Below are 24496 nucleotides of genomic sequence, written 5' to 3'. Positions count from 1 at the left end.
AATTTAATTACTGATTCTGTTTTATAAGACGGTATACTATTTCTGCTGATTTTTTCCAGCTATACTTTTCTTTAATCTTTTGTGCCATTATTTTAAAATCTGTGCCTAAGTTTTCTTTTAAGATTTTTTGAAGTTTATCATTAAAATCAATCTGATTATGAGGATCGAAATAATAGTCTTCAAAAAAGCTAAAATCTGACATAGCTGTTTTATCTGAGCAAATTGTCGGAATTTTTGCTGCTACTGATTCTAATGGAGGAATTCCAAAACCTTCAGCCATAGAAGGATAAACAGATGCATCTGCCCCTCTTAGTAGTAATAACATGGTATTAAAATCGGTGTTTTTTAAAGTAAATATCTTCTTTTTTATTTCAGAATCTACTTGGCTAAAAATTTCATTGTATTGAGGATTAGATAACGTATCATTTCCTAAAAAAAGAAGCTCGTATTCTTTATACAACTCCAAGTCTAAAAAAGCCTTTAAAACCATTTGGTGATTTTTTCTTGGCTCCCACCGGCTTACATAAATAATATATTTTTTTAATGAAAATTTTTGGGCTACTTCATTCTTAATTAACACTTTATCATAATCTTCAAAAAATACATTGTCAATTGCGTTTGGCGTTATTTCATAATTTGAAAAACCAAAATGCTGATGGATTTTTTGTTTAGAAAATTCTGAAACTGTCAATCTGATTTCTGACCATTTGGCACTTTGTTTATATAAAAACGTATTGATGGTTTTGCTAAAAAAAGAGAAATATTCTGGAAAATCAATAAACAATATATCATGTGTTGTAACAATGTATCTACACCTTTTAAACGGTGAAACGGTATATTGAAAATGAGCAAAATCTATTTTATGTTTTTTTATAATTTGCGGTATATCAATAAGCAATCTCAAATATTTGTTTTCGTATTTATATTTCAAATACGTAACATTTGAATGATTGCCAAAAATAGATGCTAAATTATCTGGATTAGAAGACACTAAAAAGAAATGAAGATCTCTTTTTATAATCAACTCAGAATATAAACCTTGTATATATGTTCTAGTTCCTTGAAAACCACTATCAAAAACATGACAGTCAACAAAAATACTGGTTGTGTTTTTAATATTCATCTTTTATTCTTTTTTGGCTATTATGCTCTCTAATCATTACTTCTCTAAGAGCAATCAAGAATCCAATTATTATCGATTTGTTGTCTAATTTTAAATACAATCCTAAAAATACCCAGTTTGAAACTATCAGAAAAACACTTGAGCCTATTAATAAATAATTTATTGTCTGCACGTTCTCTACATCAGATTTCTTTTGTCTGAATAAAACAATCAAAAAAATCAGTAGCAATGAAACACCTAATAATCCTGATTTTAAAAATACAGTCATATATCCGTTGTGTACAATTGGAATATACTGAACATATTCGTGGTCGTTTGTCCAAATTTTTCTACCCAAATTCAGAGTTGATCCTAAGCCTTCACCAAAAATTATAGCCCTATTTCCGTTAGCTGAAACTTGTTTTACAGTAATTATATTTTCAAATGATCTATAATTGTCATTAAAATCTTTCCAGTCATCCTTGTCTATTTTTGTTTTAAAAGCTTCCTGAGGAGCAATTTTTATTTTATACAAAAAAGCTTGAATTCCTTTTCCTTCTCTTTTTGGATTAATATAAACAATGGCTGTATAGCCTACAATTACAGCCACTAGAACCAATAAAATTACTTTTAAAGATCTTTTATTAAAAGTTAAATATCCTTTTAAACCAACATATAGAATTATAAATTGAATCAAATTGGTACGAGCCAAATATAAAAAGCTTGATAAACCAATTATGACTATTAAAAGCAATCTTTGATTCTTGGAAATTTCTAATTTCAGGTTTTTATAAAAAATAAGAATAATTAGTATATAGATTTCATAATCACTAAAATATCCTCCATGTTCTCTTAAAAGATTTACACTTAAAGTTCTAAATTCAATTACAGCAAAAAGTATCATTAACAAGTGCATAATAGCAATCGCTAATCCTGTATAAACCATGACTTTTAATCCTAGCTTACTACTAAATCTGCATAGTTGATAACCTACAAATAATCCTAAAATCGGTTTAACGAGATAAGTAAAATCTCTTATGAATAAAAATGGTGTTGTATTATTGAAAAAAGTAGAAACAATTGCAATTAAAAGTATTAGGAGAAAAATGGCATTGTATTGAATTATAGTAAAAGAGTATTTTCTTTTAACGGTTACCAATAAAGTTAAAGACCAAACTGCAAAAGTAAGTTCGTAATTAGCAAACAAGGAAACTACAATGCATAGCAAAAATAAAACTTGATACGGAAAACTTTTATAAATCTTGATATTCATTATTACTTGTTCAATCTAATTATTGGTTTTAAAACAGTACAATATAAAAGGATTACCATTATTTCGATAACAATTGTAGCCAAAAAAGCACCTTGGAGTCCAATGTTTTTTACGAACAAGTAAATTACGAACAAACTAAAAATAGAAGAGCCAATCGTAATATTTATGTACATTTTATTCTTGTCTAATGCAAAAAGTAATTGTTTTAAAGCAAAGGAAATTGCCATAAACAGAGGAATAATCAGACCTAGTCTGAAAAAGAATGCCATAGAATCTAATTCATTTGAAGAAATATTGAAATACATTAAAATCTGATCTGTCAATACAAATGCAACAACTACTAATAATAGGACAAACAAATAATTTAGACCATTATACTTCAACCAATTAGAAATTCCGTTTTTTAAACTCGTATGTATCTGCAGGCAAACATCAGCATAAATGAAATTAAAAAACATTTGCAAATAGGTTCTGAAAGTCATAACAATCTGCTCTATAATTCTATATTGTCCGGCCATATTATTTCCTCCTACATAACTAATGATCATTATTGGCAGATATTGATAAAATGAAAGAAACAACTGAGAAAAAGTCAGAGAAAATTCCTCTTTTAACAACAGCACCGCATCTTTAGTGACATTACGGTAGAATCTTAAATTGTATTTTTCGATCAGACTAATTAATCCTATCAAACTCGAAATAATTAATCCCAATCCTAAATAAGCATTGGCAAAAATGTAGTCTCCCTTTTTATTAATAAAAATAAAGATCCCAGCTACATATATTGCTTTAGAAATAATATTGATGAAGGAAATCCATTTATAATTTTCTAGACCCTGAAAAATCCAAGTGGGATTTATTAATTGACCAACCACATATAAAAAACTGAAAAAGAATACAGCCTGTTCTTTTTTAAAAAAGGGTATAAAATAAACCAGGAAAAGAGCTGTAAACAATAAAATTACAATCAAAAATAACTTCATTACATAAATTGAAACTATTTTCTTTCTTATAATTTCAGCGTTATTTCTGTTAATTGATATTTCTTTAGTTCCGTTAATATAAGAACCGTAATCGACCAAGACATTTAATACTAAAGCAAACGAAAATCCTACTCCAATCTTACCTAATCCTTCTTTTCCACAAATAGTTACCAAATATGGCATTACCAAAAGCGGACTCACCAGATTAACAATCTGACCAATTCCGTAAATAACAAAATTCCTGATTCGGCTATTTTGCAATATATTTTGGTAATTTAATTTAAACAAGATTACAGGATTTGTTTAGAAATTAGAATAAAGCTTTTGGTTAATTTTAAAAGCTACGAAATTCATTATAAAAAAGTTAAAAAATATTTTGTATCGAAACCAGATAAAAAGAGCCACAAAATGTGGCTCCTAAATATTTATAAAATATAGTTATTTTACGATTAATTGTATTTGATCATAAAGTGCTTTTTCTGAATAAAACAACGGATCATATTTTCCTTCCTTAGTTTTGAAGTTTTGTATAACAGCATTTTTCTTATCTACAATTTTTATACAATCATTTGGAATGAAATAGTTGAAAAATAAGGAATCTTTAGCTTCAAAACTTTTACTGTAATACTTCATTTTAAAATTTTTGATAATGATTTCTTTTTGGTCTTCATTTGTTCCAAAATCAATTCGGATATAATTCGGAATTGCATCTTCTGGAAGATTAAAAACAATGTCTTGCGGATTATCATTACCTTTTACAGCTGTCCAAACTGAATTTTCTTCTTTATAAGGAGCCTCATAAGCATCCTGGCTATAATACAACTGAAAATTATCGTCCGTTTTTACTGTTGCTGTTAAAGTCACTTGAAAATTATTATTTTTTGTTTCAACTTCAGCGGGTTTAACCTCTTCTTTACTAACTTCTTTCTTACATGAAGTAAATGTGACGAATAAAATCAAACTTGCAAAAAATAGTTTTGTTCTCATTTTAAATTTTTGGGCTAATTTAGTTTTTAAAGTTTAAAAATGCTTTATCTATATTAATATTTCTTCTATGCTATTTTATCTACAACTAATAACTTTTGCTTTCTATAAAAAGCCTTAAAAAATTGTAGCAAAATATAAATAAAAACAAATAAGAAAGGAAAAAACAGTTTCTTTTTTCCGTAAAGGATACCTTCTTTTTCAATGTTTAATGTTGTACTAATATCTTTTATAATTTTATCGTAGCCTATTAATTCAATTCTATGATTTCCTTGTTCTCTAACTAAATCCCCTTTTGTTTTAATAACATCGTTAAGCTGATTGTTCTCATTATAATAAATTAGTTTATCACTTTTTTGAGAGTTATTTGCTTTATTAGAAAATTCATTCAATATGCCTTCAATCTGAGAAATTGTCGCATCATTTTGCTCCATTTTCGCTTTAACGTTAGCTAATTGCACGTCTTGAATTTTTTTATAAAAATCTGTTTTATTCAAGAAATCCAAAAATGGCTCTGTCCCTTTTTTATCATCAAGTAATCCATCTGTCATAATTGAAATTCTGTGATATCGGTAATTTTTACTGGTCAGATTATCTTCTATAATTTTTTTGACATCGCCATTATCTGACATCAATTTTATTAATTCAAAATTTTCGGGTTTATTTTCAATTAATTTATAGATATCGGTTATAGGCTTTATTTCAATAGATTTAAGGTTTTTAGGATATTGAATTCCAACAGTATTTTTTAAAAAGAGTGTATCGCCTTCATTAATTTTAGAGTCAATTAAATTAATTTTTGAATATAAATAATCAGTACTCTCAAAATTTGGAGCTACAATAATTTCATGCGTATATTTTCTTTGAGTAATGTCTAGAAATAGTCCTATACCGAATCCTAACAAAACTAAAACCAAAACAATTACCCAATTTTTTATGAAAAACTGAATTCCTTTAAAAATAGAAGTATTAATTCTAGCAAAAAAACTATTAACCTTCTTTGAAATCAGAACTAAATCAATCTCTTGATCTTCTGCATTTTGTGGTACTTTTGTACTCATTTAAAAGCGCTATTATAAATTGAAAATCTGTTCTAAAATTTTAATGGTAATCAAATAAGTTGGTTTTACACCTGTTGTTCCTAATCCGCCTGAAGCCAAAGTACTTCCTGTTTCTAAAGGATTATCTGAAGCATAATACGCATAACGAACTTTAATATCGTGTGGTACACTTTTTCTAATTTTTGATGCCGACTGAATTGCTTTTTGGTAATAAGAACCTTCCATTTCTAGACCAATTACTCCCCAAGTCGATTCGTGGAAAAATTTCAATAAATCTCTATTTTGCAATGAAGTTCCTAAAACGGTAACCATCGCTCCTTCATAAATATCTATATCATTTCCTTCGAACATTGCGCCATTAAGTTCATTTTCAAAGAAATAATTATCAGCCGTTCCTTCGTTAATATGTGCAGACGGAATCATGATATCTCCTTTTCCACCTTCCAAAATTCCCGCTTTACCCATAATAGAAACTGATTTTACATTAAGTAAAGTTTCTTTTTTAAATGGTTTTAAAAGTTCATCGATAGTCTCGTAGGCTTGTTCACCAAAAGCATAATCCATTACGATAATTACTGGTTTATCTTCACCCACATTGGCGTGAGAAAAGGCTGTTTTTGACCAATCAATTTTAGCGGTATCAAAAATTTGAACATCAATATTGGTTCCTGAGCAATCTGGCAATGAAATCATTCCATTTTTTAAAGCCAAATCTTCTACTTGAGATCTAATTTCTTTTGAACCAGAACCGCTTAATTCTTCATAAATAAAGAAATCTGTTTTTCCTTTGTATTTTGTTTTTAACAATGGTGTTGCAAAAATCGAATTCATTACGCTATGCATATTAGCGCTAATGACGTGAATTGGTCTTTTTAGCAAATCATTTGCTTTAAGAACTTCTTTGATATTTGTTGCCCAAATTTCTCCGTGAATATGGTGTCCCAGACGCTCACGTAAAACTGGGCTAAAAGTAATTGTACGTTTATTATTTTCAACAATTTCTTCGATTGCTAATTTTCCTAACCAATAAATAACGTGCAAGAAACGATCTGGAGCAGTTTCTGAACCAAATGCGTCGTAAATGTCTAAAACCTCCTCAAAAGTTCTCGCCAAAATATTCGCAACATGAGAAATCGCTTTTTCTTTTTCTACCAAAGTAAGCTTTTTGGTCTGCATAACAGCTTGTTCCAGTTTCTGCCAATCGCGAGAAACCTCTCCTCCATCGTCTATTAAAACTCTATTTTTAATTTTATGAGATTCAATGAAAATGAAAGTCAAGTGGGTTAGAATATCGTAAATGTCTGAACGTCCACGCGTGATTTCGACATTCATTTGCTCTTCGTCGATTCTATAGCAGTTTCTTCTTCTTTTTGGAGGAACAATTGCTTGGAAATGCGATTTAGAATATCCTTCGTCTGAAGTTAAATTGATAAAACGGCATTGCTCAATTCCTATCGGAAGACGCTCAATAACGTACAAAAGTCCGTTAAGCTCTACTTTTTCTTCGGCAATATTCCCGTAAATCTCAGGACGTAATGCCAATAATGATTCTCTTAAACTATCGCCCGAAACTCCCATTGGTTTGTAAAAACCACGGTTGAATAAATGGCGCATTGTAATGTACATTTTTTCTATAGCCGCAGAAGATTCCTGCGCTCTAGATCTTGATATATGTTTGGTTTCTTTCATGTCATTTAATTTAAAAAATCAACTTTAATTTTTAAAGAAGATTCGAATATTTCGAAAGGCGAAAGTAGGAATTATATATATAACTTTAAAGAATTACCATTTAACAAATTGTTAGAAGGTTTTTTTGAAAAAGCTAAATTCTACTTTAAATTATCTGCAATATCTCTATTATTTGATAATCTAGGAAGTTTATTTTGCCCGCCCAGTTTTCCTTGCGATTTCATGTAATCGTGAAATCCATTTTTAGAAACTTTCGTGATCACTACTTTTCGTAAAACGTTTCCGGTAATTAAATCATCGTAATAAATATTCTGCTTACGCATTGAATTGTCAATCGTTTCTGCAAAAATTTCCATGTTTTCAGGCTCTTTTTCAAATTCTATTAGCCATTCATGATAAGGTAATCCGCTTGCAGGCGTTATTTGTGGTGCAACGGTAAATTCGTTAATTACAATATTAGTAGAATTTACGGCTTCTTTCATCGCATTTTCGACCTCATTGGCAATTACGTGTTCGCCAAAAGCCGAAATATAATGTTTAATACGTCCAGAAACTATAACACGATGCGGAGCCAAAGAGGTAAATAGAATAGTATCTCCAATATTATAACGCCAAAGTCCTGCATTGGTCGAAATAATCAAAACATAGTTTACTCCTACCTCAACTTCCCCAATTGTATATACTTTCGGATTTTCGTTAAAGAATTCGTCTGCTTTTATGAACTCGAAGAAAATTCCTGAATTCAACAATAAAAGCATTCCTTTTTCTTTCTGAGAATCTTGATAGGCAAAAAAACCTTCAGAAGCAGGAAACAATTCGATACTATCAACTTTTCGACCAATCATGTTTTCAAATTTGGCGCGATAAGGTTCGTAATTTACACCTCCGTAAATAAAAAGATTAAAGTTTTTGAAGATCTCGCCAATCTTTTTTCCGCCGCTTTTTTGCTGTAAACGTTCAAAATACATCTGGACCCAAGACGGAATTCCAGAAATCACCGACATATTTTCTTTGATAGTTTCATCTGCAATAGCATTTACTTTGGTTTCCCAATCTTCAATACAATTGGTTTCCCAAGATGGCATTCTGTTTTTCTGTAAATATTTAGGAACAAAGTGTGCTACAATTCCAGAAAGTCTTCCGAATTTGATTCCGTATTTTTCGGTTAGAATTGGACTTCCCTGCAAAAAAATCATTTTTCCGTCAATAAAATCAGCATTTCCCGTTTCATGAATATAATGTAAAATCGCATTTCGAGCTGCTTCTATATGATAAGGCATCGATTCTTTGGTTAACGGAATAAATTTTGCTCCCGAAGTTGTCCCCGAAGTTTTAGCAAAATACAATGGTTTTCCTTTCCATAAAATATCCGATTCGCCTTTTACAACCTTTTCAACATAAGGTTTTAAATCTTCATAATCTCTTACAGGAACACGTTTCTGAAAATCCTCAAAGTTTTTTATCTGATCAAAATGATGATCTTTTCCAAATGCAGTACTTTTTGCATTCTCTATCAAACTTTTAAAAACCTTTTGTTGGGTTTCAACTGGTTTTTCAGTCCATTTAAGCGTTTGTTTATATATTTTTCGGGCAAAAATTTTTGCCGCAATTGACTTAATTGACATTTTTAGTGGTATTATTTTTTGTCACTTTTCTTTTTGTCTTGAGATTTTGTCTTTAGCTCTTTTTCTGTTTCGGCTACATCCTCTCTTAGCTTTATTTCTGCATCAGATGCTTTCATATTTAAATCTGAGGCATCTTCAACAGATTCTGCTAAGATAGAATCTTTATTAAATTTTGAATATTCTAATTCCCCTTTTAAAACTTTCTGAATTCCTTTTATATAAACTTCATTTTGTTTTAAAGCCGTTTCTAAAGAATCTGATTTAATAGCCAGTTTCGTAGCATTTCGTTTTAATTCTGTCGAAGAATATCCAGGAATAAATTCACGAAGTGGGGTAAATGCAATAATGAAAGTTGTAACCAAAATTAGAAATATTCCACCTAAAGTAAACGTTACAAACACATTCATTAAAGTAAGCTTAAAAGAAAAGATCTCTTCAAAAGTGTCTTCATTTAAAATTACTAATCTGTTTTTAATGAATAGTTTTTTCCTAAAATTCTTTTTCTTATTCTTAGTCATTCTACATCTTTATGCTAGCAAATATAGTAATTAATCGTCATGATATTTGTTCTAAAAATTTCATGAAGAGCTATAATTTACGATTTTATAAAATATTTAACGTGGTCTTATCGAAATATTTTAAACTAAAAATACTTCTATTTCGTATATTTCTATATACCTTTGCGGAATAATTAAGATAAACAATTTGCTTCGGCATTAAATATATTAGTCATGGGAAGATTAGGTCTTACAGAAATCCTTGTTATCGTAGGTATTGTGATATTACTTTTTGGAGGTAAAAAAATTCCAGAATTAATGAAAGGTTTAGGAAGTGGAATTAAGGAATTTAAAAACGCTGCTAAAGACGATCAACCTGCTGCTTCTAAAAAACAAGAAGAAGAAACGAAATAATAAATTCGAAAAACTTATTAAATCCCAAATTACAAATTGTAGTTTGGGATTTTTTTTATATCTAAAAAATCTTACTTTTAGGCACCCTAAATTTTTTACATATGAAAAACTTACTTTTAGTGATGGCTTTTCTGCTCACAGCAGAAAGTTGGTCGCAAACTCAACCCTTTCCCGCCAATAAGGTGTACGGAAACGGAATTATGGCTGTATCCAAAAACAGTCAGGATGCACAAAACAATTACGATACTTGGAAAACCAATTTTGTCGAAGACTGCAACAATGGCCGGTACAGGGTAAAATTTGACAATCCGGGTGAAACCGTTTCTGAAGGTATTGCATACGGAATGCTCCTTTCTGCTTATATGGCCGATAAAATACTCTTTGACGGTTTCTGGCTTTACTACAAAGACCATGTGAATGGAAATGGCGTTATGAATTGGAAAATTAACGGTTGTTCTGGTTCAAAAGAATTTAATGGAGCTACAGATGCAGAACTAGACGCGGCATTTGCTTTAATTGTTGCCGATTATCAATGGGCAAGTTCTGGAAGCATCAATTACAAAAGTGATGCAAAAGCACTTATTGCAGCAATTAAAAAATTTGAAATTGAAGCTAATACTTTTGTTTTAAAACCTGGAGATCAATTCGGCGGAAGCCAAATTACCAATATATCCTACTTCTCTCCTGCTTATTACCGAGCTTTTGGGGTTTTTACAAATGATGTGGCTTTTTGGAATCAAGTTGCTGCTAAGGCTTATACGGTTATCAACAATAATTTGACACAGAATAATGCTGTTGGCGGTTTAGTTTCTGATTGGTGCGAAGCTTCTGGAGCTTATTCAGCTGAAGCTAATAGATATGCTAATGCAGGAAAAACCTATACTTATGATGCCGCTAGAACTCCTTGGAGAATTGCCGTTGATTATCTTTGGTACGGGTCTCCTGATGCCAAAACCTATTCTAAAAAAACATCAGATTTTGTTCGGGTTAATCTTGGCGGTTCTGCAAACATCAAAGACGGTTACAATCAAAATGGAAACGTAATCGGACAATGGCATAATGCTACGTTTGTGGGCGCTTTTGCCTGCGCGGCCATGGCTGGTGAAGATCCGGCGCATTTAAATGCTTCTTATATTGATCTTAAAAACCTCAACGAGCCAAATAATTATTTTCATCAAACATTAAAAACATTATACTCCCTTTTACTAACAGGTAATTTCTATTTACCATTAAATGCCACATTATCAAATGATAATTTCGATATTAAAAAATCTACAGTCACGCTTTACCCCAATCCGAGTGCTGATCGAATCACAGTTAACGCGCCTGGGCAATCTACTATCTCGATAATTTCTTCTTCCGGAAGTATTATTCATCAGCAAAAAACAACTTCAGAATTGACAGAAATAAATTTAGCTAACCAATCAAGAGGTGTTTATTTTGTAAAAATATCTAATGAGAATTTTAAAAGCATTACCAAAAAAGTGATTTTGAAATAACCTAAAATAGAAACTCCCAAATTACTAATGTAGTTTGGGAGTTTTTTTATTTAAGAATTCAAAAAAAAATGATTTTCGGATTTAAAAATTGTTTTTTACAAGATCATTGTTAATTGAATTCTCTTTCTATCTTCATCAACCTCAGTAACTTTTACATCAACATGCTGATGCAGTTTCACCACTTCATTTACATCGCTTACAAACCCCGCTTTTAACTGCGAAATATGAACCAATCCGCTTTCTTTAATTCCGATGTCAACAAAACAGCCAAAGTTGGTAATGTTATTAACAATTCCTGGAAGAATCATTCCAGTTTTCACATCTTTGATCGATTTTACGTTTGCGTCGAATTCAAAAACCTTAGCCGACTTTCTTGGATCCAATCCAGGCTTTTCAAGCTCTTTAATGATGTCTTTCAGCGTAAGTAAACCAATTTCAGGAGTAACATACTTTTCTGCTTTAATAAGTGCTGTTTTCTCTTTGTTAGCAATTAATTCGTTTAGAGAAATATTCAAATCTTTTGCCATCTTTTCAACAACCGAATAAGCTTCTGGATGCACCGCCGAATTATCCAGCGGATTTTTAGCATTTGTAATTCTAATAAACGCTGCTCCTTGCTGATAGGCTTTATCTCCCAAACGAGGTACTTTTTTCAACTGTTTTCTATCTTCAAAAGGCCCGTTTTCAGAACGATACTGTACAATGTTTTCAGCCAGCTTCTCCCCGATTCCACTCACATAACTTAGTAAATGTTTACTTGCCGTGTTGATGTTAATTCCGACCGAGTTTACGCAACGAATAACCGTATTATCTAATTCTTCTTTTAATTTAGTTTGGTCAACATCGTGCTGATACTGCCCTACTCCAATCGCTTTTGGATCAATTTTTACCAATTCGGCCAGCGGATCTGAAAGTCGTCGTCCAATAGAAACCGATCCACGCACCGTTACATCGTAATTTGGAAATTCTTCTCTCGCAATTTTTGATGCCGAATATACTGAGGCTCCAGCTTCAGAAACTATAAATACCTGAACTGGTTTGTCAAACGCGATTTTTTTGATGAAAAATTCAGTTTCTCTCGAAGCTGTTCCGTTTCCAATAGAAATCGCATCAATTTGATATGCATTTACCATCGAACGAATTTTTTTAATCGCCATCGATTCCTCATTTTGAGGCGCGTGCGGATAAATGGTTTCGTTGTATAATAAATCGCCTTTTTCGTCCAGACAAACCACTTTACAACCGCTTCTAAATCCAGGATCGATTGCCAAAATACGTTTTTCTCCCAACGGCGGAGCCAATAATAACTGTCCTAAATTGTTGGCAAAAACCTGAATTGAGTTGGCATCCGCTTTTGCTTTTGCTTCCTGCAGGGTTTCATTTCCAATTGCCGGATTCAATAAACGTTTATAACTATCTTCTATTGCTAATTGTAAATGAGCTGTCGAATTATTTTGTTTTTTAATGATGATTTCGTCAATAACATCGTACGCATCGTCGATATCAACATCTATTTTCATTTTGATAAAACCTTCATTTTCTGCACGAAGCATTGCCAATAAACGGTGTGCTGGAGCTTTTGTTAAAGGTTCTTCCCAATCAAAATATTGGTTGAATTTTTGTGCTCCTTCTTCTTCGGCTTTCTTTTTAACCACTTTTGTAGTAATCGACGCTTTTCGCTGAAATAATCTACGAAGCTGTTTACGAACATAGATATTCTCATTGATCCATTCGGCTACAATATCTCTTGCGCCTTGAATAGCGGCCTCTTCGTTAATAACATTTTCATTAATGTACTGTGTTGAAATAAAATCAATATCAGCATCACTTTCAGATATAATCAATTTCGCCAAAGGTTCTAAACCAAATTCGCGCGCAACATCGGCTTTTGTTTTTTTCTTCTTTTTGTACGGAAGGTAAAAATCTTCAATTTCTTGTAAATCAAAACTATCTTCAATTTTTTTCTTCAAATCTGGCGTAAGTGCTTTTTGCTCTTCAATAGATTTTAAAACGGCTTCTTTGCGTTTTATAAGTGTATCATAATCTTTTTGAAGTTTTGCAATCTGCTCAATTACAGTTTCATCAAGATTTCCGGTAGCATCTTTTCGGTAACGCGAAATAAACGGAATCGTACAGTCTTCTTCTAATAATTTTACTGTGTTTTGAATACTAACTGCTGGCGCCTGCACAGACTTGGCAATGAATTGAATATTAGTCATACTTTTAATGAAATGATTTTCTTATTTAAAATAGTGTAATTTACTTGTTAAAATGTTTCTGCAAAATAGTAAATCATTTGGCTAAAATAATATCTTTGTTTCTAATTTTAAACCAATGGAAGTTTTATTACTATATTTTTTATTTATAAATGTTCTGGTTTTTATTTTCGCTGGATATGACAAATCTCAAGCTCGAAAAAATAACCGAAGAATTCCTGAAAAAACCTTGTTTCTCATGGCTTTAGCTGGAGGCTCGCCAGGGTTATTAACAGCAATGTTACTATTTAGACATAAAACGAGTAAAACTTCTTTTATTGTGAAGTTTGTTTTGATTTTAATAATTCAAGCATTACTTATAATTGCCTTTATGAATTACAAAAAGTAGATATTAACATTGTTGATAACTCAAAAAACATTGATCTTATACAAGTTTAAATAATTGAATTATAAATACTTAAATAAAAAAACGGGCAAATTAAAAAATCGGCCCGGTGTGTTTATTACTAGGTGCGAAGCACCGAATTTTTTTTTGACTTTTTATGCACAAGCAATTTTATTCACTCTATTTTGGTGTCTACCACCTTCAAAAGCGGTATCAAGGAAAGTTTCAACGATTTCAACAGCTTGATGAATTGAGGTAAATCTTGCTGGAATACTCACAATATTTGCATCATTATGTAAACGAGTTAAATAGGCAATTTCTTTAGTCCAGCATAAACCAGCTCGTACTTTAGGGTGTTTATTAACAGTCATTGCAATTCCGTTTCCGCTTCCGCAGATTACGATTCCAAAATCAGCTTTTCCTTCAGATACATCATTTGCCACTGGATGTCCAAAATCAGGATAATCAACAGAAGCATCAGTATCTGTACCATAGTTAGTTACTTCATATCCTCTAGCTTTCAGCATTTCAACAATTGCTTTTTTATATTCTGGTCCTGCGTGGTCGTTTCCTATCGAAATTTTCATTTTTCTATACTATTAAGTTGTGTTATGCAAATTTACTCAATTAATAAATGGTTGCTACGAATTACACCAATTTTCACAAATTATTTTCTTTTTCAATACTATATAAACATTCTAATATAAGTTCGTACACATTCGTGTAATTCGTTTCAAAAAACAAGAATCACAACTATCTTACTGTCAAAACCTTATAGGTTATTAACAATTTTAATAACTCTATAACTATCTCATAATCAATGAAGAATAAACAGAATATTTGTTAAAATTTTGAGGTGTTAATAGGAGTTTGTAATTGCTTGATATTCAATTAACTTTAAGTTAACAGAAAATGTTAATAAGTTCGAAAAGAAAATTAGAAGTTTTTTTTGGTTGTTTCAAAAAAATGCCTAATCCAAAAGAGGAATTAAATATCCAAGAAAAGTTTCGTGAATTTTTGGAAAAGTTATCAATATCAAAAATACCATTTTCAACAGAAATCAACATATCAACTTATCTACAAAATCAAATCAAATTTGGTTGTCAACCGTTGTTAATTAAAATACAAAAAGTCTTATAAATTAATCATTTAACCAAAAATAACTATGTTGATAACTCACAATAACTAAGAGAAACTTGATTTCAATACTTTTAAAAATAAATTTATTCGACATATTAACACACTATAATAACCAACAAATTTTTTTAAATTTTTAAAAATCTTTTTTGTTGTATTTAATATATGTTGAAAACTAAAAAAGTTGAAAAGGAAAAAAATTTTTTGATGAATTGAATTTTGTTCTGTTTTGAGTTTTGTTTCAGACGATTTTCAACGGATTATTGAGATTGTCAAAATTGTCGGTGCTCTGTTCAAAATCTTTAAAATTGAGTTTCGAACTCTATTTCTTCAAATTGTTGATTTGAGAAAGAAATTTATTGCTTGTAGAAATATGTATATTTACCTGAAATATAAATTATTGATGTATGAAGAAAATTTTACTTTTTATTTTGTTTCCTATTTTATCTTTTGGACAAACTGAGATTGGAACCATAAATGGAAAAAATGATTATGATACAATGGGGCAATCTATTTCTTTAACTCCAGATGGATCAACGATTGCAATTGGTTCTGCATTTAATGCTGACAACGGTACAGGTGCAGGATTAATTAGAGTTTATCAAAGGATATCTAATGTCTGGAAGCAAGTTGGAAATGATATATATGGTGAAAAAAAGGAAGATTATCTTGGACGACATTTAACACTTTCTGGTGATGGAAAATTTTTGGTTTGCTGTGGTTATACTTCTTCAGGGGCTAATTATGTTAGAATGTATCGAAATGTTTCTGGAAGTTGGATAAAACAGACAAATAATCTTGATTTTTCAACACTTTCTAGACCAGATAAGGTTGTTATATCTAATGATGGTAATGTATTGGCTTTTGGCTTTTCGGAAGAAGATCATGCTGGTTTTGACTCAGGTACAGTTAAGATATTTCGAAATAATTCAAGCAATTGGCAACAAATAGGTGAAGATATTGATGGAGAAGCTTCAAATAGCAAGTTTGGAAAAAGTATTTCTCTAACTCCTGATGGCTCTAAAATTGCTATTGGAGGATACCAAAATAGTGGAAGTTTTTTAAATGCTGGATATGTAAGAGTTTTTAGTAACGTAGATAATAAATGGATTCAAATTGGAAGTGATATTGATGGAAAGGTAAAAAATGCTAATTGTGGTTTTTCAGTTTCTTTATCTTCAGATGGAAATACAGTAGTTGTGGGCGCACCTGGGATAGATCAAAGTATAAGTTATGGCTCTGTAAGCGTATATCAAAATGAAGGAGGTGTATGGAAACAAAAAGGAAATACATTTTCTGGAACTCAACAAAATAATCATATTGGTTATGATGTAGCTTTATCTTCTGATGGTTCTATAGTTGCTTTTAGTGATAATCAAAATAGTGATATAATATATAATGCGGGACAGACAAAAGTATATAAGTATGCTAATGGTAATTGGAACCAAATTGGAGATAATATTAATGGAACAGGTTATGATTTAAGCGGTACAAAAATTGCGATTTCTGCCGATGGTTCTATAGTTGCAATTAATGCTTCAATAAGTGCTGGAGGCGGAAAAAGTAGAGGAGAAATCAGAATATTTCAATTATTTGGAGAATTAAATACAAATAAATTTGTTCTAAATAATTCTAGAATTTTTCCTAATCCAGCTTCACAAGTTGTAACTATAGATCTTCAGGAAAATTTGAATTTACAAAAAGTAAATATTTACAATATTCTAGGACAATTAATTAGAACAGAAAATAATAAGGTTATCAATGTAAATTCTTTATCAAATGGAACCTATTTATTTGAAATTGTTACAGATAAAGGAAAAGCAACAAAAAAAATCTTGATTAATTAAAAAATGATTAGAAAGGCTGCCAAATGGTGGCCTTTTTTTATCTATACAATTTTTAAAGGATTGTTGAGATTGTCCAGAATTTGCTGGACTTCTTCGAAATCGTTTGGATGAACTTTGAGTTTGATGCCACCGAGTGCGTTGGAGTAAAACGGCATGACAGAGAGTGTCATTTCGTTTTCAAAAAAGAATGGAATTCCTTCTTGTTCTAGTAAGTGTTTGAGAACTACGGTTTCGTGCAGATAATTGAATACGGCAATCGTTTTGAAGCTTTCCATTTTAGGTCTTTTTGTAAATGTACGAAAAGTTATATTTTTAATAATTCTATTTGCTAAAAAGTATTATCTGATATCTTATTTGTAATTTTAAGCCTTATTAGAAAAGATATATGAGTAAGAAAATTAGAAAGCCGATAAAAAAGGAGAAAGATTTCTCTGGAAAAATACTTAAGATTTTATCGCAAAATGCTAATAAACCTTTCAATTACAAACAAATAGGAGCTAAGCTAGAATTAGATGATACAAATAGTAGAAATCAGATTATAAAAGAACTAAAGATTCTTGCAGCTCAAAAGAAGATTATAGAAACAGAACCTGGAAAATACTTGATTAAAGCAATAAGCCAGGACTACTACGAAGGAACAATAGATATGACGAGCAGAAAAACGGCATATTTTATTTGTGATGAATTTGAAGAAGATGTTTTTATTCCGACCAATAATTTGAATCGTGCATTAGATAAAGACAAAGTAAAAGTTTACGTTTATAACCGTAGAAAAGGAAAAAGACCTGAAGGTGAAGTAATTGAAGTAGTCGAAAGAGATAAAACAGAATTTGTTGGTGTAATTGATATGCAGCCAAATTTTGCTTTTGTTTCTACTGCAAATCCTAAAATGTATACCGATATTTTTATTCCAAAAGATAAAATTGGTGAAGCAGAAAATGGTGATGTTGTTTTAGTTAAGATTGAAGACTGGCCAAAAAGAGCCGATAGTCCGTTTGGATCTGTAATTCGAGTACTTGGAAAACCTGGAGAACATAATACAGAAATTCATGCTATTCTAGCTGAATATGGCTTGCCAGCAGATTTTCCTGTTGAAGTAGAGGTGTTTGCACAAAAGCTGGACACTTCGATTCAGGAATCTGAAATTGCAAAACGTCGTGATATGCGTGATACACTTACGTTTACGATTGACCCAAAAGATGCAAAAGATTTTGATGATGCATTGTCTTTCAAAAAGTTAGAGAATGGAAACTTTGAAATTGGAATTCATATTGCCGATGTTTCGTATTATTTAGAAGAAGGAACAATCTTGGATGATGAAGCGTATCAAAGAGCTACTTCGGTTTATTTGGTCGATAGAGTAGTGCCAATGCTTCCAGAAGTATTGTCTAACTTTGCTTGTTCACTTCGTCCAAATGAAGAGAAATATACATTTTCTGCAGTATTTGAAATTTCGCCAACTTCACAGGTTATTAACCAATGGTTTGGAAGAACAGTAATTTATTCAGATCAGCGTTTTGCTTACGAAGAGGCTCAGCATATTATTGAAACAAAAGGAAATAATACCATTCCAGTTGATATTTCTATTACCGGAGAATCGTATGTAGTTTCAGATGAAATTGTTGAAGCCACTTTAAAATTGGATGAATTAGCTAAGATTTTAAGAAAGAAAAGAATGCAGCAAGGTGCTATTTCTTTTGATAAAGTGGAAGTTAAATTTAATCTTAATGAAGAAGGAGAACCAGAAGGAGTGTACTTTAAAGTTTCAAAAGATGCCAATCATTTGATTGAAGAATTTATGCTTTTGGCTAACAGAAAAGTAGCAGAATACATTGGTAAACAAAAGAAAACCTTTGTTTACCGTATTCACGATGAACCAAATGAAGATAAACTGGTTGCCATGCAAACTGTAATTGCTAAGTTTGGTTATAAAATTGATTTTAGAACAAAAGGTGATATAGCGAAATCGATAAATGCTTTGATGGAAGAAGTAAATGGTAAGAAAGAACAAAATCTTATTGATACTCTTGCCATTAGAAGTATGAGCAAAGCCAAATACTCCACTGATAATATTGGTCATTATGGTTTAGCTTTTGATTATTATAGTCATTTTACATCGCCAATTCGTCGTTATCCAGACGTTATGGTACACCGTTTGTTACAATATTATTTGGACGGAGGAGCTTCTGTAGATGAAGAAACTTACGAAACCAAATGTCTGCATTGTTCAAACATGGAAAACTTAGCAACAAATGCTGAGCGAGATAGTATCAAATACATGCAGGTTAAATACATGCAGGATCATCAGGATGAAGAATTCCTTGGAGTTATTTCTGGTGTTACCGAATGGGGAATTTATGTTGAAATCGTTTCTAATAAATGTGAAGGAATGGTAAGAATCAGAGAAATAAAAGAGGATTACTATACTTTTGACGAAAGACAATATGCATTGGTTGGAGCAACTTCAAACCGTTTACTACAATTAGGAGACGAGATTTATGTGAAGGTAAAAAATGCCGATTTAGTTAAAAAACAACTGGATTTTCATTTTTTAAGAAGAGCAGAATAAATAATTAATTTAAAAATAAAAGTATGAGAAAGCTAATTATTGGAGCAGCAATTTTATTTGTACAAATGTCTTTTGGTCAGGTTACCAAAGATTTAGGTGATTTTGATACCGTAAAAGTATTTGATAAATTAAGTGTAAAATTAGTTCAGTCATCTGAAAATAAAATTATTATCAAAGGAGCAAGAGAAGCAGAGGTTGAAGCGGTTAATAAAAATGGTATTTTAAAATTAAGAATGCCTTTCCCAAAACTTTTGTCGGGAAATGATCTTGATATTACATTATACTACAAACATTTAGAACTTATTGATGTTAATGAAGGAGCAGAGGTAAAAAGCAGTGAAGCTATCAAAGCAACTTCTTTTAAAGTAAGCGCACAAGAAGGAGGTGTTATTAATGTTGATTTGAATGTTGATAAACTCAAAGTAAGCTCTGTTTCAGGAGGTTCTATCACTTTGACAGGAAAAGCAGAAAATCAAGTTGCAAGTTTAGGAGCAGGAGGTTATTTACTTGCTAGTAAATTAGAGACTTCTCAGACTACTGTAAGCGTTTCTGCGGGAGGAAAAGCAGATGTTAATGCTTCTACCCTTGTCGATGCAAAAGTGAGCGCAGGAGGCTCTATTTACATTTATGGAAAACCAAAGCAAATAAACCAAAAAACTGTTTTTGGCGGTAAAATAGAAGAAGTAAAATAACAAGTAGCAATTGATGATTAATGATATTCTAGCGGGACTTCCCTGGGGACTTGTTCTTAGTTTTATGGTAGGTCCTGTATTTTTTGTTTTATTAGAAACCAGTATTACAAAAGGATTCAGAGCTGCAATGGTTTTTGATCTTGGAGTAGTACTAGGTGATATTTTTTTTATTGCTATTGCTTATCTAGGAAGTTACCGTTTGATTTCGAGTTTAAAAGACGATCCGGCACTTTTTATTTTTGGAGGAATAATTATGCTTTCCTACGGTATTATTTCGTTTGTAAAACTAAAGAAAGAGGAAAAAATAAACGATGAAGAAATTGATCGTGACATTCTGAAAAGAAACTATGGAAGTTTGTTTGTAAAAGGCTTTTTACTGAATGTTATTAACATCGGAGTTTTAGGCTTCTGGCTAGCAGTAATTATCTCTGTAGGACCAAAGTTAGATATGCAGACTTCAAGAATGATGACCTTTTTTGCTGCAGTAATTATCACTTATTTATTAATTGATTGTGCTAAGATTTTATTAGCCAAACAGTTAAAATCGAAAATGACGCCAACTAATATTCTTAAAATTAAAAAAGGAATTAGCATTGTTTTAATGGTTTTCGGATTTGCTTTAGTAATTCAAGGCTGGTTTCCAAAGGAAAAAGAAATGGTTAAAAATGCTTTCGAAAGAATAGAGAAAAAGTAGTTGTTAATAACTCAAAAATATAAAATCAAACCTCTGAATTTCAGAGGTTTTTTTGTGTTTATAACGTTCATTAAAGTTGACTCCAGTTTGTCATTCTGAGGAACGTAGAATCACACTAGGGACTCGACAAAGATTGGCGATATTGTTTACGAAATTTCTAGTGTGATTCTTCGTTCCTCAGAATGACAAGATTGTGAAAAAATTAAGCACAAAAAAAGAGACACATTTCTGTATCTCTTTTTTGTATCGTTCAGATTCGAACATAAATCTTTATCTAATTTTTTCTAAAAATTAAACATAAAAAAACCTTCAAATTGCTTTGAAGGTTTTAAGGTATCGTCTGGATTCGAACCAATATATTTTAATTAATTTTTTCTAAAAATTAAACATAAAAAAAACCTTCAAATTGCTTTGAAGGTTTTGAGGCATCGTCCGGATTCGAACCGGAGTAGGAGCTTTTGCAGAGCCCAGCCTAGCCGCTCGGCCACGACGCCATTACTTGAACGGTTGGCAAAAGTAACTAAAATCTTTAAATTTCAAAAGTTTCGAATGAACTATTTTAAAAAAATACAGATTTAATTGCAGTGATTACTTTCTAATTTCCGTCATTTTTATAGTAACTGACTCAACATCACCACCAATAGGCGGATTTATTTTAGAAACCCAAACTGTAGTTTTTTCTACTGTTTCTATCTCTGCCAGCACACGAATATTGATTCTTTTGGCAACATGCTCTAATAAATGCGAACGAATTGCCATTTCTTCGGCTACAATTTTGTTCAAATGAACATAATCAACAGTATCTAAAAGATGATCTGTTTCTGCTGATTTCTGTAAATTGGTTTTAATTTTTAGATCAACAGTATAATCAGATCCAATTTTTCCTTCTTCAATTAAACATCCGTGGTAAGAAAAAGTACGGATATTTTTTAGTTTAATAACTCCCATTTTTTATAATTTTATTCTTGTGGTGTTTGGATCTTGGTAATTGGATGTTACAGCTTGAATAGAAACAATTTTTTCTAATTCATCAACTGTAAAGTGAATGGTATAAGGAAATTTCTTTAAAGGTAATGTACGGACAATATTGTATTTTTCCTCAAAAAAAGGCATAGTTTTTAACGTTAAAGCATAGTTTTTAAACTCTTTGTAAAATAATTTGCCCAAGCCTTTTCTTATAGATTCATAATAAAAAGCTGTTTCATCTACTTCTAGTTTTGCTCTTTGAAGAATTATGGTTTTATAATTTTCTTCTAAAGCCATTTTTTATCTAACTCTTTTAAGGCATCTTCTATAGGAATATAATCCTCTGGTTTAGCATTCTTTATACGATCCAAAACAATTTCTTGTTGCCATAGCGGAATTTCATTCTCAATATTTTCATTTATAGAAACATCTGGAATATGTTTAAAAAAACTAATAAAAGTTTCGTAAAAATCGTCTGGAATTGTAACAGTTAATTGTCTCATAATTCTGAATATTTGTACAAAAATACTAATAAAATTAATTTCGAGTTTCAGCTTTAACGTTTCATGTTTTGTGCGACTTAAATAACTTTAAACCTGAAACCTGAAACCTTTTTTTTATCTTTGCTAAAATTACTATAAAATAATGGCATCAGAAGAGAAATCACTCAATTTTATTGAACAAATCATAGAGGAAGACGTCAAATCAGGTCTTTCAAATACTAAACTTCGCTTTCGTTTTCCACCAGAACCTAATGGTTATTTACACATTGGGCACGCAAGTTCTATTGCGTTAAATTTTGGTTTAGGAATTGATTATCAATCTCCTGTGAATTTACGTTTTGATGATACAAACCCTGAAAAAGAAGAACAGGAATTTGTTGATGCTATTAAAAAAGATGTAGAATGGCTAGGATACAAATGGGCCGAAGAATGTTATGCATCAGATTATTTCCAACAATTATACGATTGGGCAGTTTTATTAATTAAAAAAGATAAAGCTTATGTTGACAGCCAATCTTCTGAAGAAATGGCGATCCAGAAAGGAACTCCAACAACTCCAGGAACGGATAGTCCATACAGAAATCGTTCTGTTGAAGAAAACTTAGATTTATTCGAAAGAATGAAAAACGGTGAATTTGAGGCTGGTACACATATTCTTCGTGCAAAAATTGACATGAAATCAACAAACATGTTAATGCGTGATCCTATCATGTACAGAATTTTACATAAAGAACATCACAGAACTGGAGATGCCTGGAAAATTTATCCAATGTACGATTGGGCACACGGACAAAGTGATTATTTAGAGCAGATTTCGCACTCATTTTGTACACTAGAATTCTTGCCTCATCGTGAATTATACGATTGGTTTTTAGATCAGATTTTAGATGAAAATAAACTGCGTCCAAAGCAAAGAGAATTTGCTAGACGTAACTTATCACATACCGTTGTTAGTAAAAGAAAATTACAGCAACTAGTTAAAGAAAAGCATGTTAACGGTTGGGATGATCCAAGAATGTCAACCATTTCTGGATTAAGAAGACGTGGTTATACAGCTGTATCTTTGCGTAATTTTGCTAATACAATTGGTATTGCAAAACGTGATAATCTGATTAATGTATCGGTTTTAGAATTCTGTATTCGTGAAGATTTGAACAAAATTGCACCTCGTGTAATGGCTGTTTTAGATCCGGTAAAACTGGTAATTACTAATTATCCAGAAGGAAAAGAGGAGTGGTTGGAAGCCGAAAACAATCAGGAAGATGAAAGTGCAGGTTTCAGAAAAGTGCCATTTTCTCGTGAGTTATACATTGAAAGAGAAGACTTTTTGGAAGAAGCTCCAGCTAAGTTTTTCCGTTTGACTTTAGGAAAAGAAGTTCGTCTTAAAAATGCTTATATTATTAAAGGTGAATCTGTTATAAAAGATGCTGAAGGTAATATTACAGAAATTCATGTAACGTATGATACCGATTCTTTAAGCGGAAGCGGAACTGAAGCAAGCCAAAGAAAAGTATCTGGAACATTGCATTGGGTTTCAATCCAGCATGCATTGGAAGCAGAAGTTCGTTTGTACGATCGTTTGTTTACAGATGAAGCTCCAGACAGTTATAAAGAGAAAAACTTCTTAGATTTTGTGAATCCAAATTCATTAGAAATTGTAACCGGATTTGTTGAACCAAGTTTATCAACAGCTCAAAATGAAGATAAATTTCAGTTTCAACGTTTAGGTTATTTTACTGTTGATAAAGACTCAACTGCTTCAAAACTAGTATTTAACAAAACTGTTGGATTGAAAGATGCTTGGGAAGAAAAGGGTAAAAAAGAAGAAAATAGCATCAATAATTCTTTGAAAGATATTAACAAATATTTTAAAGTTGAGACTAAACCCGAGCGTATTGCAATTGAAAGTGCGATAGGGGAGAACATCAAAAATATCTCTACTTTTTCACTTTTACAGAATTCTTTGAAGAAGAATATCAACAATAATAAGGCTTCGCTGTTATTTTCTCAATTTATTTTGAAGTATTCAAACTGGAAATCTACAGATTTTGAAGAAGAAGATATTAAGAAATTATATTCAATGTCTCTAAAAAGTGAATCGACTTATGTAAGGTCAAAAGCACTTTTAAATTTAAGGGATATTGAAAGTGAAAGTTTCAAAAATCAATATGATGATGAAATTTTGAAATTATATTCAAATCCACCAAAAAATGCTTCTGAAAGAGAAATTGAAATTCTTTCTGAAATGGTGAAGAAGTAATATCAACTAAATTTATGAAAAGCGCTTTTATAAGCGCTTTTTTTTATTATATAGATTAACTATTAAAATATATAAATTTATAATTTTTATAGATTAAAAG

At 31.1% G+C, this 24496-nt stretch carries 22 protein-coding genes and 1 tRNA gene; 8 read left to right on the top strand and 15 right to left on the bottom strand.

Going from position 1 to position 24496, the window contains the following annotated elements:
- Positions 1 to 7: 7 nt before the first annotated feature.
- The 8 genes from BSF41_RS16380 to BSF41_RS16345 all read right to left on the bottom strand — a co-directional run bounded on the left by BSF41_RS16380 (position 8) and on the right by BSF41_RS16345 (position 9235).
- Positions 8 to 1123 (bottom strand): glycosyltransferase family 1 protein, encoded by a 1116-nt coding sequence (locus BSF41_RS16380; protein WP_095930582.1) that lies wholly within the window; start codon positions 1121 to 1123, stop codon positions 8 to 10.
- On the bottom strand, positions 1113 to 2375 hold the full coding sequence (locus tag BSF41_RS16375; RefSeq protein ID WP_095930581.1) for a hypothetical protein: 1263 nt from the start codon (positions 2373 to 2375) through the stop codon (positions 1113 to 1115). Before BSF41_RS16375 ends, BSF41_RS16380 begins: the two co-directional genes overlap by 11 nt.
- A 2-nt stretch (positions 2376 to 2377) precedes the next feature.
- On the bottom strand, positions 2378 to 3646 hold the full coding sequence (locus tag BSF41_RS16370; protein WP_172426928.1) for an oligosaccharide flippase family protein: 1269 nt from the start codon (positions 3644 to 3646) through the stop codon (positions 2378 to 2380).
- 150 nt (positions 3647 to 3796) lie between these two features.
- A complete protein-coding gene (locus tag BSF41_RS16365) occupies positions 3797 to 4345 on the bottom strand; it encodes a hypothetical protein (protein WP_095930579.1) in 549 nt (182 codons plus the stop codon).
- 65 nt (positions 4346 to 4410) lie between these two features.
- Positions 4411 to 5403 (bottom strand): hypothetical protein, encoded by a 993-nt coding sequence (locus tag BSF41_RS16360; protein ID WP_095930578.1) that lies wholly within the window; start codon positions 5401 to 5403, stop codon positions 4411 to 4413.
- A 12-nt stretch (positions 5404 to 5415) separates the two neighbouring features.
- Entirely contained in the window at positions 5416 to 7092 is a 1677-nt protein-coding gene (locus BSF41_RS16355) for a hypothetical protein (RefSeq protein WP_095930577.1), read from the bottom strand.
- A gap of 140 nt (positions 7093 to 7232) precedes the next feature.
- Positions 7233 to 8717, bottom strand: a complete 1485-nt coding sequence (locus BSF41_RS16350) for a GH3 auxin-responsive promoter family protein (protein ID WP_095930576.1) — start codon at positions 8715 to 8717, stop codon at positions 7233 to 7235.
- A gap of 11 nt (positions 8718 to 8728) precedes the next feature.
- Positions 8729 to 9235, bottom strand: coding sequence for a peptidase (locus BSF41_RS16345; RefSeq protein WP_095930575.1), 507 nt, complete (start codon positions 9233 to 9235; stop codon positions 8729 to 8731).
- 213 nt (positions 9236 to 9448) lie between these two features.
- Between BSF41_RS16345 and BSF41_RS16340 the strand changes: the two genes are divergently transcribed.
- Positions 9449 to 9628: a twin-arginine translocase TatA/TatE family subunit gene (locus BSF41_RS16340; RefSeq protein ID WP_008465789.1), complete on the top strand. Its 180-nt coding sequence runs from the start codon at positions 9449 to 9451 to the stop codon at positions 9626 to 9628.
- Between the two features lie 101 nt (positions 9629 to 9729).
- The gene (locus BSF41_RS16335) at positions 9730 to 11127 is read left to right on the top strand and encodes a glycosyl hydrolase family 8 (protein ID WP_095930574.1); all 1398 of its coding nucleotides are present in this window, start codon (positions 9730 to 9732) and stop codon (positions 11125 to 11127) included.
- A 95-nt stretch (positions 11128 to 11222) separates the two neighbouring features.
- On the opposite strand, the gene BSF41_RS16330 is transcribed toward BSF41_RS16335, so the two are convergent.
- Positions 11223 to 13346, bottom strand: coding sequence for a Tex family protein (locus tag BSF41_RS16330; RefSeq protein WP_095930573.1), 2124 nt, complete (start codon positions 13344 to 13346; stop codon positions 11223 to 11225).
- A gap of 115 nt (positions 13347 to 13461) precedes the next feature.
- Here BSF41_RS16330 and BSF41_RS16325 point away from each other — a divergent pair, with 115 nt between their 5' ends.
- Positions 13462 to 13731 (top strand): DUF1294 domain-containing protein, encoded by a 270-nt coding sequence (locus tag BSF41_RS16325; protein ID WP_095930572.1) that lies wholly within the window; start codon positions 13462 to 13464, stop codon positions 13729 to 13731.
- A gap of 152 nt (positions 13732 to 13883) precedes the next feature.
- On the opposite strand, the gene rpiB is transcribed toward BSF41_RS16325, so the two are convergent.
- Complete coding sequence (rpiB, locus tag BSF41_RS16320) at positions 13884 to 14315, bottom strand: ribose 5-phosphate isomerase B (RefSeq protein ID WP_008465784.1); 432 nt, start codon at positions 14313 to 14315, stop codon at positions 13884 to 13886.
- 957 nt (positions 14316 to 15272) lie between these two features.
- On the opposite strand from rpiB, the gene BSF41_RS16315 reads away from it, so the two are divergent.
- Complete coding sequence (locus tag BSF41_RS16315) at positions 15273 to 16712, top strand: T9SS type A sorting domain-containing protein (protein WP_095930571.1); 1440 nt, start codon at positions 15273 to 15275, stop codon at positions 16710 to 16712.
- 41 nt (positions 16713 to 16753) lie between these two features.
- Here BSF41_RS16315 and BSF41_RS16310 read toward each other — a convergent pair whose 3' ends face one another.
- Positions 16754 to 16987, bottom strand: a complete 234-nt coding sequence (locus BSF41_RS16310) for a putative signal transducing protein (protein WP_095930570.1) — start codon at positions 16985 to 16987, stop codon at positions 16754 to 16756.
- A gap of 110 nt (positions 16988 to 17097) precedes the next feature.
- On the opposite strand from BSF41_RS16310, the gene rnr reads away from it, so the two are divergent.
- From rnr to BSF41_RS16295, 3 genes are read left to right on the top strand one after another with little or no spacing between them, the layout of a single operon-like run.
- Positions 17098 to 19281, top strand: coding sequence for a ribonuclease R (gene rnr, locus BSF41_RS16305; RefSeq protein ID WP_095930569.1), 2184 nt, complete (start codon positions 17098 to 17100; stop codon positions 19279 to 19281).
- A 23-nt stretch (positions 19282 to 19304) separates the two neighbouring features.
- The gene (locus tag BSF41_RS16300; protein WP_095930568.1) at positions 19305 to 19973 is read left to right on the top strand and encodes a head GIN domain-containing protein; all 669 of its coding nucleotides are present in this window, start codon (positions 19305 to 19307) and stop codon (positions 19971 to 19973) included.
- Between the two features lie 13 nt (positions 19974 to 19986).
- Positions 19987 to 20667 carry a LysE family translocator gene (locus BSF41_RS16295; RefSeq protein ID WP_095930567.1) on the top strand — a complete coding sequence of 227 codons (681 nt, stop codon included), beginning with the start codon at positions 19987 to 19989 and terminating at the stop codon, positions 20665 to 20667.
- A 423-nt stretch (positions 20668 to 21090) separates the two neighbouring features.
- Here BSF41_RS16295 and BSF41_RS23660 read toward each other — a convergent pair.
- The 4 genes from BSF41_RS23660 to BSF41_RS16280 form a co-directional block, all read right to left on the bottom strand.
- Positions 21091 to 21161, bottom strand: a tRNA-Cys gene (locus BSF41_RS23660).
- Between the two features lie 94 nt (positions 21162 to 21255).
- Positions 21256 to 21615, bottom strand: a complete 360-nt coding sequence (folB, locus tag BSF41_RS16290; protein ID WP_095930566.1) for a dihydroneopterin aldolase — start codon at positions 21613 to 21615, stop codon at positions 21256 to 21258.
- Positions 21616 to 21618: 3 nt separating this feature from the next.
- Positions 21619 to 21930 (bottom strand): hypothetical protein, encoded by a 312-nt coding sequence (locus BSF41_RS16285; RefSeq protein ID WP_095930565.1) that lies wholly within the window; start codon positions 21928 to 21930, stop codon positions 21619 to 21621.
- Entirely contained in the window at positions 21921 to 22136 is a 216-nt protein-coding gene (locus BSF41_RS16280) for a hypothetical protein (protein ID WP_095930564.1), read from the bottom strand. The genes BSF41_RS16285 and BSF41_RS16280 overlap by 10 nt, the downstream gene beginning before the upstream one ends.
- A gap of 142 nt (positions 22137 to 22278) precedes the next feature.
- Between BSF41_RS16280 and BSF41_RS16275 the strand changes: the two genes are divergently transcribed.
- Complete coding sequence (locus BSF41_RS16275; protein ID WP_095930563.1) at positions 22279 to 24396, top strand: glutamine--tRNA ligase/YqeY domain fusion protein; 2118 nt, start codon at positions 22279 to 22281, stop codon at positions 24394 to 24396.
- The last annotated feature ends 100 nt before the right edge of the window (positions 24397 to 24496 follow it).

Source organism: Flavobacterium sp. ACN2, assembly GCF_002303885.1.
Taxonomy (GTDB): domain Bacteria; phylum Bacteroidota; class Bacteroidia; order Flavobacteriales; family Flavobacteriaceae; genus Flavobacterium.
Note: the sequence above shows the minus strand (reverse complement) of the source record. Positions and strands in the feature narration are given on the sequence as shown.